At 70.6% G+C, this 11,839-nt stretch carries 12 protein-coding genes; 1 reads left to right on the top strand and 11 read right to left on the bottom strand.

Going from position 1 to position 11,839, the window contains the following annotated elements:
• The 6 genes from cobF to SB4_RS17540 form a co-directional block, all read right to left on the bottom strand.
• A partial coding sequence (gene cobF / locus SB4_RS17565) for a precorrin-6A synthase (deacetylating) (RefSeq protein ID WP_082670272.1) occupies window positions 1-805 on the bottom strand: 805 nt, incomplete at its 3' end.
• Complete coding sequence (gene cobA / locus SB4_RS17560) at window positions 802-1,524, bottom strand: uroporphyrinogen-III C-methyltransferase (protein WP_058753617.1); 723 nt, start codon at window positions 1,522-1,524, stop codon at window positions 802-804. The genes cobF and cobA, both read right to left, overlap by 4 nt.
• Complete coding sequence (locus tag SB4_RS17555; RefSeq protein WP_058753612.1) at window positions 1,521-2,828, bottom strand: cobyrinic acid a,c-diamide synthase CobB; 1,308 nt, start codon at window positions 2,826-2,828, stop codon at window positions 1,521-1,523. Before SB4_RS17555 ends, cobA begins: the two co-directional genes overlap by 4 nt.
• Window positions 2,825-3,589: a precorrin-4 C(11)-methyltransferase gene (gene cobM, locus SB4_RS17550; RefSeq protein ID WP_058753611.1), complete on the bottom strand. Its 765-nt coding sequence runs from the start codon at window positions 3,587-3,589 to the stop codon at window positions 2,825-2,827. The genes SB4_RS17555 and cobM overlap by 4 nt, the downstream gene beginning before the upstream one ends.
• Window positions 3,586-3,942, bottom strand: a complete 357-nt coding sequence (locus SB4_RS17545; protein ID WP_058753616.1) for a cobalamin biosynthesis protein — start codon at window positions 3,940-3,942, stop codon at window positions 3,586-3,588. The genes cobM and SB4_RS17545 overlap by 4 nt, the downstream gene beginning before the upstream one ends.
• Complete coding sequence (locus SB4_RS17540) at window positions 3,936-5,135, bottom strand: bifunctional cobalt-precorrin-7 (C(5))-methyltransferase/cobalt-precorrin-6B (C(15))-methyltransferase (RefSeq protein ID WP_058753610.1); 1,200 nt, start codon at window positions 5,133-5,135, stop codon at window positions 3,936-3,938. Before SB4_RS17540 ends, SB4_RS17545 begins: the two co-directional genes overlap by 7 nt.
• On the opposite strand from SB4_RS17540, the gene SB4_RS17535 reads away from it, so the two are divergent.
• Window positions 5,134-5,880 carry a cobalt-precorrin-6A reductase gene (locus SB4_RS17535; RefSeq protein WP_058753609.1) on the top strand — a complete coding sequence of 249 codons (747 nt, stop codon included), beginning with the start codon at window positions 5,134-5,136 and terminating at the stop codon, window positions 5,878-5,880. The genes SB4_RS17540 and SB4_RS17535 overlap by 2 nt on opposite strands.
• Here SB4_RS17535 and cobJ read toward each other — a convergent pair.
• The 5 genes from cobJ to cobN all read right to left on the bottom strand — a co-directional run.
• On the bottom strand, window positions 5,856-6,605 hold the full coding sequence (gene cobJ, locus SB4_RS17530) for a precorrin-3B C(17)-methyltransferase (protein WP_058753608.1): 750 nt from the start codon (window positions 6,603-6,605) through the stop codon (window positions 5,856-5,858). The two genes, SB4_RS17535 and cobJ, sit on opposite strands and share 25 nt — an antisense overlap.
• Window positions 6,602-7,330, bottom strand: coding sequence for a precorrin-2 C(20)-methyltransferase (cobI, locus tag SB4_RS17525; RefSeq protein ID WP_058753607.1), 729 nt, complete (start codon window positions 7,328-7,330; stop codon window positions 6,602-6,604). Before cobI ends, cobJ begins: the two co-directional genes overlap by 4 nt.
• Entirely contained in the window at window positions 7,327-7,956 is a 630-nt protein-coding gene (locus SB4_RS17520; protein WP_058753615.1) for a precorrin-8X methylmutase, read from the bottom strand. The genes cobI and SB4_RS17520 overlap by 4 nt, the downstream gene beginning before the upstream one ends.
• Window positions 7,956-9,080 (bottom strand): cobalamin biosynthesis protein CobG, encoded by a 1,125-nt coding sequence (locus tag SB4_RS17515; protein WP_058753614.1) that lies wholly within the window; start codon window positions 9,078-9,080, stop codon window positions 7,956-7,958. The genes SB4_RS17520 and SB4_RS17515 overlap by 1 nt, the downstream gene beginning before the upstream one ends.
• The coding region (cobN, locus tag SB4_RS17510; RefSeq protein WP_058753613.1) for a cobaltochelatase subunit CobN at window positions 9,077-11,839 on the bottom strand (2,763 nt) is incomplete at its 5' end. The genes SB4_RS17515 and cobN, both read right to left, overlap by 4 nt.

The following is an 11,839-nucleotide window of genomic DNA, read 5'->3' as shown; positions in this document are numbered from 1 at the left end:
GGTTTGGGGTGGGGGCCAGGCCACGGGCGACATGGCTTGGGCGGAAGTCCTCCCCCACCAAATCCCCACCCCGCCGCAGCAGATACACATCCATCACCCACCCATGGACCCGCCGTAGCTCCGCCCGGCGTGCGACGATCCGCTCGGCGACATCCGCCAGTCGTCCGGCCTCGATCGCCTCCTGCGCCATGCCCAGATACGCCCCCCACCATATCGCCGCATCCGGCTGGTCCAGCGTGGTGAACGCGCATCCCCCGTCGAGCATCACCGCGACGCTGTCCGCCCCCGCAGGCCAGCCGCCCTCGCGCAGGCGCCGCCCGGTCGTCACCATCACCGGTGCTCCGACCGCGTTGAACGGAATGGCGTGCGCGGCGCAGAGCAGTTGCAGGCTGGTGATCCCCGGCACCACCGTCACCCGCTCCACCGCGACCAGCCGCCGCGCGATGCGGATCGTACTGTCGTAAAGCGACGGATCGCCCCATACGAGCAGCGCCACCCGCCCGCCGTCCGGCAAGTGCGCCGCGATCTCTGCCGCCCAGCATTCCGCGATCGCGTCGTGCCAACGCTCGACCGTATCAAGGTACGCCCCCTCGCCCGCCCGCATCGGCAGGTCGAACTCGACCACCCGTACGCTCGTGCCCGCCAGCACCTGTGCACAGATGTCGCGGCGCAGGTCGATCAGCGCCGCCTTGTCTTCCTTGCGTGGCAGCAGGATCAGGTCGGCGCTCCGCATCGCCATCTCCGCGGCGCGGGTCAGGTGATCGGGATTGCCGGTGCCGATGCCGATCAGGTCGAGATGAATCACAGATCCTCCATCAATGGGCCGTAGAGGATCAGCGCCGCCTTGTCCGACACCCCTTCCGCCAATTGCGCGGCCAGCGCACCCACGGTCGCGCGGGTCAGCCGCTGGTCGGGGCAGCCGACATGCTCGGCCATCAGGGCGGGGGTTTGGCGTGACAGGCCAGCCGCGACCAGGGCATCGGCCAGCGCGGGAAAGGTCCGCTTGGGCATGAACACCACGGTCGTCGCGCCCGCATCCGCCAGCGCCGCCATGTTGCGGTCGGCGGGCAGCGCGCCGGTCACGTCATGGCCGGTCACGAACTGCACCCGCCGCGCCTCGTTACGCCGGGTCAGCGGAATGCCCGCCGCCGCGGCCGCCGCGCTCGCCGTGCTGACGCCGGGAACGATTTCGAAAGCGATACCCGCAACCTTCAACGCGGAAATTTCTTCCTCCAGCCGCCCGAAGATACCCGGATCGCCGGACTTCAATCGCACGACGCGCTTGCCGCTCAGCGCATGATCGACCAGCAGCCGGTCGATCTCACCCTGTTTGGGCGAGGCACGGCCCGCCCGCTTGCCGACCGCGATCAGTTCGGCGTCGGCGCGGCAATGGCTCAGCATCGGCCCGGCGGCGAGATCGTCAAACAACACGACATCGGCCGCACCCAGACAACGCACCGCCTTCAGCGTCAGCAGTTCGGGATCGCCCGGCCCCGCGCCGACAAGAGAGACAAAGCCCCTCACCACCAGCGCGCCACCAGATGGAAGAAAGTGCCGGTCACGGCCCCACGCCGCGACCCGGTCTCCGGCACCGCATCTCCCTGCGCATCGACGACATGGGCGAGCGGCGCATCGGGTTGTTCGAGGACGGTCGAGTAATGAAACTCATGCCCCCCCAGCACCGCACCCTCGGGCATCCCCGCCACCTCGCCGAGCAGGGTCGCGCGGCGATAGCCGAGATGCATCCTGCGCTTGGCATAGCTGGTCACGAGGCCGAGCAGGCCCGCCATGCGGTGACTGGCGCCCTCGGCATCGATCAATGCCTCACCCAGCGCCATATAGCCGCCGCACTCGCCATGGATCGGTTTGGTCGTGGCATGGGCGGCGAGCCCGGCGCGGAACGTCTCCGCCGCCGCCAGTCGCCCGGCGTGCAACTCGGGATAGCCGCCCGGAAGCCAGACCAGATCGGCCGACGCATCGGGGCCTTGGTCGGCGAGCGGCGAGAAAGGCAAAATCTCCGCGCCGCCCGCACGCCAGCCCTCCAGCATATGCGGATAGACGAAGGAAAAGGCCGCATCCTGCGCCAGCGCGATCCGCTGCGCGGGCGGCGGGGGGAGCGTACCGGACCCGGGCGTGACGGGCTTGGCATAGGCCGCCGCGCGCACTGCTTCCAGATCGACATGCGCCGCCAGAAACGCCGCATAGTCGCCGATCAGTCGGTCGAGTTCGGGATGTTCGACCGCCTGCACCAGCCCCAGATGCCGCTCGGGCAGGACCAGATCGCCGCGCCGGGGCAGCGCGCCGAAGACCGGCAGGCCGATCTCCTCGAAACCCAGCTTCGCCAACCGCTCGTGACGCGGACTCGCCACGCGGTTGAGGATCACGCCCGCCACCCGCAATTCGGGGTCGTAGCGCGCAAAGCCCAGCGCGGTCGCCGCCGCCGATTGCGCCTGTCCCGATACATCGATGACCAGTATGACGGGCCAGCCCATGCGCCTGGCCGTCTCGGCACTGCTGCCCATGCCGGTCGCGCCGGGTTTGGCGACGCCGTCGAACAGCCCCATCGAACCCTCCGCCAGCACCAACTCGGCATCCGCCCCGCGTTGGCCCAGTATGTCGAGCAGCGTGGCGGGCATCGCCCAGCCGTCGAGGTTGAACGACGCACGCCCACAGGCCGCGCGGTGGAAGGCGGGGTCGATATAATCGGGGCCGCTCTTGAACGGCTGCACGGCCAGCCCCGCATCGCGGAACGCGCGGAGCAGGCCCAGCATCACCGTCGTCTTGCCCGTGCCCGAGGCGGGCGCGGCGATCATCAGGCCCGGTGTCATTCTACGCTGTTCCCCGGACGATAGCGGCGGTCATAGCCCTCCGCATACAACCGGCTCTCGGCGAAATCGCTTGGGGCAAGCACGCGACCGACCAGGATCAGCGCGGTCCGCTCCGGCCCATCGGCGGCGGCCTCCGCAATGGTCGATAGCGTCGCGCGGACGATCCGCTGCTCGGGCCAACTGGCGCGCCAGACGATCGCAACCGGGCAATCGGCACCGTAATGCGGGGTCAGATCGGCCACCACCTTCGCCAGATTGTGGATCGACAGATGCACGGCCAGCGTCGCGCCGGTCGCGGCGAAGGCGGTCAGCGACTCCCCCTCCGGCATGGCGCTGGCGCGGCCGGGAGTGCGCGTCAGGATCACCGACTGGGCGATGCCGGGGAGCGTCAGCTCGCTTTCCAGCACCGCTGCGGCCGCCGCGAAGGACGGCACGCCCGGCGTCACCGACACGGGGATGCCCAGTTCGCGCAAGCGCCTGACCTGCTCGCCCATCGCAGACCAGACCGACAAGTCGCCGGAGTGGAGCCGCGCGACGTCCTGGCCCTTGGCATGGGCGTCCGCAATTTCGGCCATGATCTCGTCGAGCGTCATCGGCGCGGTGTTCACGATCCTTGCACCGGGCGGGCAGTGCGCCAGCACCGCCTCCGGCACCAGCGATCCGGCATAGAGGCACACCGGACAGGCGGCGATCAGGTCGCGGCCCCGCAGGGTCAGCAGGTCGGGGGCACCGGGTCCGGCGCCGATGAAGTGGACGGTCATGATTCGGGTCCTTGGGCAATGGCGCAGGTGGCCATGCGGTCGGAGGAAATTACACGGGTAGCGACGATCCGCGCGCCCGGCCCGGCGGCGGCGAGTGCTGCGGCTTCGGCGACGCTGCCGACACCGCGTGCGGCCAAGCTGACGGTCGAGCGGGTCGGGGTATCGATGCCTGACAGCAGATCGGCGGCGACGGGGTGGACGGCCAGCCCCCCGGCCTCGGCGAATGGGGCGATCACCCCCGCCCGGTCGGCGGGCACGGCCAGCGCATTGGGGCGCATACCCGTTGCGGCCAGCGCGCTGCGGAAGGACTCGATGGTCGCCTCCGCCCGGCATCCGAAACCGGCGATCACCATGCGACCCGCCATTGCACTATGGGATAGCTCGCCTTCCATCCCCGCTTGGTGCCGAGCGGTCGTGCGCGGGCCAGTTCGATGCGCAGCAGCTCCCCGCCATAACGGGCATGGCATTCAGCGAGCAAAGCCTCGGTCTCCAGCGTGACGGCATGCGCGACGAGGCGACAGCGGGGCAACGTCCGCAGCGCCTCGACCAGCGGTCGCGATAAGCCGCCGCCGACGAACACCGCATCGGGGTGCGGACGCTCGGCCAGCTCCGAAACCGCATCGCCCTCGACCAGTTCCAGCCGCTCGACACCCAGCCGCGCGGAGTTCACGGCAGCACGGGCGAGCCGATCGGGATCGCGCTCGAATCCAATCGCGCGGGTCGTGGGGTCGCTCAATAGCCATTCGATGGCGACCGATCCCGATCCGGTGCCGATGTCCCACAACAACTCGCCTGGTCGCGGTGCCAGCGCGGACAGGGCGAGCGCACGGACGGGACGCTTGGTGATCTGTCCGTCATGCGCAAACCAGTCGTCGTCCAGGCCGCTGGCCCGGGGCAGCACGCGGCCCGCCCCGGCAGGTTCGATCGCCACCGCGACCGGGTGGGCAATGTCGGTCCAGTCGAGCGCGTTCGCCTTGCAGACGCGCACCCGCTCGCGTGGGCCACCCAGCGCCTCCAGCACGGTCAGCGCGCTGTCGCCGAAACCCTCTTCGGCCAGCCATGCCGCCAGCCCGGTCACCGAGGCTCCATCGCGCATCAGCGCCAGGATGCGCTGCCCTGGTGCCAGATGCGGGCGGAGCGTCTCGACGGGCCGGGCGTGCAGCCCGACGCTCTGGATCGTCTCGACCGGCCAGCCCAGCCGCGCCGCCGCCAGCGACAAGGTAGAGGGTGCCGGATAGGCCACCCACTCGTCAGGCTCCAGATGGCGGGTCACGACAGACCCCGCCCCGAACCAGAAGGGATCGCCCGAGGCGAGCATCACCACCCGCTCAGCCTTCCGTTCGAGCAGCATGGGAACGCCATCGGCAAAGGGAACGGGCCAGACGATCCGCTCCGCCCGGCCCTGCTCGGCCAGCAACGACAGGTGACGCGGCGCGCCCATCACGCTATCGGCCGCCAGGATCGCGGCGCGCGCGGGGGCGGTCAGGCCGTCCCAGCCATCTTCGCCGATCCCGACGATCGTCAGCCACGCCTGGGAGTCAGCCATGCGCCATATCCTTCTGCTCGGCGGCACGACCGAGGCCAGCGCCCTGGCCACCGCGCTGGCGGCACGCGGCGAACGCGCGGTGCTGAGCTATGCGGGCCGCACCGAAGCGCCGCGCGCACAGGCGATCCCGACGCGCGTGGGCGGGTTCGGCGGCGTCGAGGGGCTGGCCGCCCACATGCGCCGTGAAGGCGTGACCCATCTGGTCGACGCCACCCATCCCTTTGCCGCGCGGATCAGCGCCAATGCGATCGCGGCGGCGGGCTCGGCGGGTGTCCCGCTTCTCGCGCTGACCCGGCCCGAATGGGTGGAGGGTCCCGGCGACCGCTGGACGCGCGTGGGCGATACCGGCGAAGCGGTGTCCAGGCTCGGCACCGAACCGATGCGCGTCTTCCTGGCGCTCGGTCGCCAGACCATCGGCGACTTCACGCATGCTGCACAGCATTTCTACCTGTTGCGCTTCGTCGATGCGGCGGAGCCCGCCGCTTTTCCGAACCACCGACTGGTGGTCGATCGCGGTCCCTTCACGCTGGAGGGGGAATTGACGCTGCTGCGTGAACACCGGATTCAGGTAGTGGTCGCCAAGAATGCCGGGGGCTCCGGCGCACGGGCGAAGCTCGACGCGGCGCGCGAACTCGGTCTGCCGGTGGTGATGATCGACCGGCCCTTCATCCCGCCCCGCCCGCAGGTCGGCAGCGTCGCGGCCGTGCTGGACTGGCTGGATCACAGCGTCGTCCGGGGTGTGTAGAGGATCGCCTGCCCCGCATGGGGGACGATCCGCGTGCGGCTGGAGCCGATGATGACGACGGTGCGCATATCGGCCATGTCGCCGCGCGCTTCCGGCAAGGGCACGATGCGCAGGGCCTCTTCGGGTGTCGACACGGCGCGGGCGAACAGCACCGGGCGGTGATCTCCGCATGTCTCGCGCAGCAGCGCAAAGGCCGCGTCCAGCGCATCGGGCCGCGCCTTGGACCGGGGATTGTAGAGCGCGATGGCGAAATCCGCCTCCGCCGCCAGCGCCAGCCGCCGCTCGATCAGTACCTGCGGCTTGAGATTATCCGACAGGTTGATCGCGCAGAAATCATGCCCAAGCGGCGCCCCCGCCCGCGCGCTCGCCGCCAGCATCGCGGTGATACCGGGCAGGACGCGGATGTCGAGATCGTGCCAGCGGGCGGGGTCTTCCTCGACCCGCTCGAAGATCGCCGCCGCCATGGCGAACACGCCCGGATCGCCCGAGGATACGACGACGACGCGCCGCCCTGCCTCCGCCATCTCCAGCGCGTGGAGCGCGCGGTCGCGCTCGACCCGGTTGTCGCTGGCATGGCGGGTCAGACCGGGCCGCTCGGGTACGCGCGCGACATAGGGGATATAGCCGACGACATCGGTCGCCTCGGCCAGGACCGCCGATACCTCGGGCGTCACCATCGCCTCCGCGCCCGGCCCCAGTCCCACGACGATCAACCAGCCACTCACGGCCGCCGCCCCTGTCCATGGATCAGCGCGATCGAGAAATAGGGGGCGGGCGCATCCTCCACCTCCACCAAGCGGCGGACGCGCTCCCCGGCCTGCGCGGCATGTTCGACCAGCCAGGCCTGCTCCGTCCGCCCCGCCGCGGCGATGGCGCGGCGCAGCTTGGCCAGGTGGCGGCCGATCTTCATGACGACCAGCGCGTCGGTCTCGGCAATGCGGCGGGTCAGCTCCGTCTCGGGCAGGGTCGCCATCGCGACGGTCAGCACATCGTCGCCCCAAGTGATCGGCGCGCCGCTGGCGGTCCAGGCGCCCGACATGCCGGTGATGCCGGGCACGACCGCGACGGGGGCGTAGTCCTTCAACCGGCTGTGCAGGTGCATGAACGAGCCGTAGAAGAAGGGATCGCCCTCGCACAGCACCACCACATCCTCGCCGCCCTGTACCAGCGACAGGATATGTGCGGTGCACTCCGCATAGAAGGCCGCCAGGCACTCGTTATAGCGCGGGTCGGTGAACAGGATCTCGGTCGTGACCGGATAGTCCATCGGATATTCGATCACATCGGCCCGCAGCATTCCGTCGACGATGGTGCGCGCATGGCCGCGCCGTCCGGCCTTGCGGAAATAGGCGACATGCCGCGCCCCGCGCACCAGCCGGTCGGCGCGGACGCTCATCAGGTCCGCCGCGCCCGGCCCCAAGCCGACGCCGTGGATCGTACCCATCGTCATTCGGCGCGGCTCGCCAGCGCGTTGATCGCCGCGACGGTGATCGCGCTGCCGCCGGGGCGGCCCTTCACGATGGCGCAGGGCACCGGCTGCGCCTCCCAGAGTGCGTCCTTCGACTCCATCGCGCCGACAAAGCCGACCGGACAGCCGATGATCGCCGCCGGGCGCGGGCAGTCGGGGTCTTCGAGCATGGTCAGCAGGTGGAAGAGCGCGGTCGGCGCATTGCCGATCGCCACCAGCGCCCCCGCCAGATACGGCCGCCACAGCTCCAGCGCCGCGGCGGAACGGGTCGTGCCCATTTCCTTCGCCAGCGCGGGCACCGACGGGTCCCGAAGGGTGCAGATCACCGGATTGTCGGCCGGCAGTCGCGCGCGCGTGACGCCTTCGCTGACCATATGCGCATCGCACAGGATCGCCGCGCCTTTCGCCAGCGCCTGTCGCCCCGCCACCGCGAAACCGGCCGAAAAGTGGATCGAGGGCGCGAGTTCGACCAGCCCGGCGGCGTGGATCATGCGGACGGCAACCGGCTCTTCTTCCGCATGGAAGCGCGCCAGCTCCGCCTCGGCGCGGATGATGGCGAAGGACTGGCGATAGATCGCCGCGCCATCGGTTTCGTAAGTGTACGGCATCAACAGGCTCCGAGAAGCGCGACCGCCCGCTCGGGCGTCAATCCGGTGTGAAGGGGCGCGGCCCCGGCGCGGGCGTTGCGGGCCAGATCGAACGCCCCCGCCCGCCCGGTCAGCACCCAGTCCGCCGCCCGTGCCCGTGCGCAGCCCTTTGCGCAACCCGAGACGTGCAAATGGCCGTCGACCAGCGGCGCGAGGCGGGTGGCCAGATCGCGGGTTTCGACGCTCGCCTGCGGACAGGCGGGCGCGCCGACACAGGCGTCGACATGGAGGATGGGACTATCGGCGAGCAGCATTCCGGCGACGGGCACGGTGGCGACGCCCTCCGCGATCAGCAACCGCCACGGGGTGAGACGAACGGCGCAACCATGCATATGAACAAGGGCGGCCAGCGACGCGGCCGCGATCCGGCCGAAGGGCAGGCCATAGACCGCCCCCATCGGGTGGGAGCCCGGCTGAGTCGGCACCCCGGGCGCAGCGGGCACGGCATCATCTGCCGCCCAGTCGGGCAAAACGGCCATGTGGCGCGCCATCCGCCCGGCAGAGCGGCCGTCGCTTTCGACGAACCAGTGCGCCAGCCGAATCAAGGCATTGACGGCTGTCGCGGGCGTGACGGTCACGCCGCGCGGGCGCTCGTCAGCGCGCAGCAGCAAGCCGCCATCGGCCGCCCGCTCGACCCGAAAATCGCCGGACGCTCCCATCAGCACCGGCGAACGCCCCGCATCGACCACGAAGCCGACCTTGCCCGGCAGCTCGGGCAATTCGGCCAGCCGCGCCCGCAATTCGCTGGCGATGGCATGGGTGTCGTCGCCCTCATGCCAGTCCGGGTTGACGAGGATCCCACCCCGCTTTTCCCGCTGCGGATCGGCATCGACCAGCCCCAACGCCTGCAATTCCGCGATCAGTATGGGCCATCCCGCCTCGGTCACGCCGCGCAATTGTAGGTTCGCGCGGGCGGTCAGGTCGATCTGGCCATTGCCATGGACGTTCGCCGCCTCGCACAGCCCTTCCACCTGCGCCGCCGTCAACCGCCCCAGCGGCGGGCGGACGCGCACCAGCAGGCCGTCGCCCGCCATCATCGGCCGCCACGCATCGGGGCACCAGCCCTTGACGACGAAGTCGCTCATGCCGCGCCGTCCAGCATCGCCAGCACCGAATTGCGCCGCGTCCGCCACAGTCCCGCCGCGTGGAGCGCGGCAAAGCGCGCCTCCATCGCCGCCAGCGCCGCCGGGTTCGCCTGCGCCATGAAATCGCGCACCGCGTCGCGGGCCAGCGTCGCATCCCAATAGAGGTCGATCAGCGCGGCGGGCACCGCGTCCGCCAAATGCGCGAAGCTGCCCAGATGGTCGAGCGTTGCGGCGATCTCCGCCGCGCCCCGGAAGCCATGCGCCATCATCCCCTCCACCCAGCGCGGGTGGGCGGCGCGGGCATGGACGGTGCGGGCGATCTCCTCGGCCAACGTCCGTGCCTTGGGACGCTGGGGGTCGCGCGTGTCGAGATGATAGAGCGACGCTGCGCCCTCCCCCAACGCCACGCGCGCTGCCGCAAAACCCGCCTGATGCGCGGCATAATCGGCGGCCAGCAGCAGATCGCTTTCGGGCAGGTCATGGAGGTGGACAAAGGCCTGCGCCCCCGCCACCCGCGCCGCGATCCCTGCCGCATCGCGCCGGTCGCCATCGTCGAGCGCGGTCGCCGAGGCGGCAAGCCAGCTCTGCCCCGCCTCGATCCGCGCGGCGTCGTCATAGCCCGCATTCGGGTCCAGCCCGATGCCATAACGCCCCGGCGCGGGGCCATAGACGCGCGGGGCCGCCTGTCCGACAAACGGGTTCCAGTCCGGCGCTTCGTCGCGCGCGGCCAGCGCCCGCACCGCCTGCCCGAACAGTGCGACCAGATGCGGAAAGGCGTCGCGGAACAGTCCCGACACGCGCAACGTCACATCGACGCGCGGACGGTCGAAGCGCATCAGCGGCATCACCTCGAACCCCGTCACCCGTTCGGAGCGATGGTCCCACACCGGCTCGACCCCGATCAAGTGCAGCGCCATGGCGAACTCCTCGCCTGCGGTCCGCATCGTCGCGGAACCCCAAAGATCGACGATCAGGCTGCGGAGGTGATCGCCCTCCTCCTGCATGTGGCGGCGGATCAGTTCCTCGGCGAGTTTCACGCCCTGCGCTTGTGCGGCACGGCTCGGCACCGCACGCGGATCGATCGCGTAGAGATTGCGGCCCGTCGGCAGCACATCGGCGCGGCCCCGATAGGGCGAACCCGACGGTCCCGCCGCGACCCGCTTGCCGTCCAACCCCGCCAGCAGCCCGGTGCGTTCCGCCGCACCCTGCTCACCCCGGCCAAAGACGTGCAGCCCTTCGCCGAACTGGCTGTCCTTCACGTCACAGACAAAGGCGTCGATCCGGGCGAGCGGATCGTCTGCCCCCGCCAGCCCGAGCGTCTCGCCCAGACCGACGCTGTCCGCCTCCTCGGCGATGCTCGTGCGCAGCCGGTCGCGGCGGGCGGGGTCGAGGCCATCGGCATTGGCATATTCGTCGAGCAGCGCCTCCAGCCGCCCCAGCCCCGCGCCGGTCTCCGCCTGAACCAAGGCCGGGGGGACATGACCAATCGTCACCGCGCCCAGCCGCCGCTTGGCCTGCGCTGCCTCGCCCGGATCATTGACGATGAAGGGATAGAGGACCGGCCAGTCGCGGGTGAGCGCTTCGGGCCAGCAGGCGTCCGATAGCGCGACCGCCTTGCCGGGCAGCCATTCCAGCGTGCCGTGGGCGCCGACATGGACCAGCGCGTGCGTGGCTTGCGCACGGAGCCAGAGGTAGAAGGCGACGTAGGAGTGACGCGGGCAGCGCGAAAGATCGTGATATTCGTCCGCGCGTACGTCGCGCCGCCCCCGTTCGGGCTGGAGCGCGACGATGGCCTTGCCGAGCGTCAGGGCAGGGAAATGAAAGGCATCGCCCTCCACCAGCGGATCGTCCTCGACCGCGCCCCAGCTCTCCTGCAAATCGGCGCGCAAGGATTCGGGCAGCGTGGACAGCGCCGCGCGGTAGGCCGCCACCGGCCAAGCGATGCGACTCTCTAGCAACGCTTCGGGCAGATCGGCCGGACACGCCATGTCATAACCCGCCTCGCCCAGATCGGCGAGGATCGCCGCCGTCGAGGCGAAGCCGTCCAGCCCGACCGCATGGGCGGCCTGCCAGTCCTTGCCCGGATAGGTCGACAGCAGGATCGCCAGCCGCCGCTCCACCGCCGGGGTCGTCGCCAGCCTGGCCCAGCCCGCCACCTTGTCCGCCACCGCCGCGATCCGCTCGGGCTCGGCACGGTGGAGACGCAGCGCGATGTCGAAGTCGGGGTCGCGCTCCCCGGGCTGCTTGAAGCTGACGACGCCCGCAAACAGGCGTCCGTCGATCTCGGGGAGGACGACATGCATGGCGAGGTCGGCGGGCGACAGCCCCCGCGCCGAGCCTTCCCAGCCCGCCCGATCGCTGGTGGCGAGCGCGACCTGGAACACCGGAACGCCCGCGCCGTCGAGGGGGGTGGTGTCGTCGTCGCCGCGTGCGGAGAAGGCGGTGGCGTTGACGACTGCGGCGGGGGCAAGGGCTTTGATCCAGCGCGCGATCCAGGGGCCTGCGCCCTCGGCCTTGAGCGAGGGGACGAACAGCGCGATGGGGTCGAAACCGCGTTCGGACAGGGCGGCGTAGAGCGCGGCGATGGGCTCCAGATCGGCGGCGGCGAGATAGGCGCGGTAGAAGACGATCAGGACGCTCGGGCGGGTTGTGATCAAGAGGGTGGCGGCGGGACAGGCGGACCCGTTCGGGCACCAACCTCCGACGGGGGCTACTTGTGGAGACGGCCCTCCCCCATCCCCTCCCGCTTGCGGGAGGGG

Origin of the sequence: Sphingomonas sanguinis (assembly GCF_001476905.1) — a bacterium.
Lineage (GTDB): Bacteria > Pseudomonadota > Alphaproteobacteria > Sphingomonadales > Sphingomonadaceae > Sphingomonas > Sphingomonas sanguinis_B.
The sequence above is the reverse complement of the archived record's forward strand: the minus strand, read 5'-3'. Positions and strand labels throughout refer to the sequence as shown.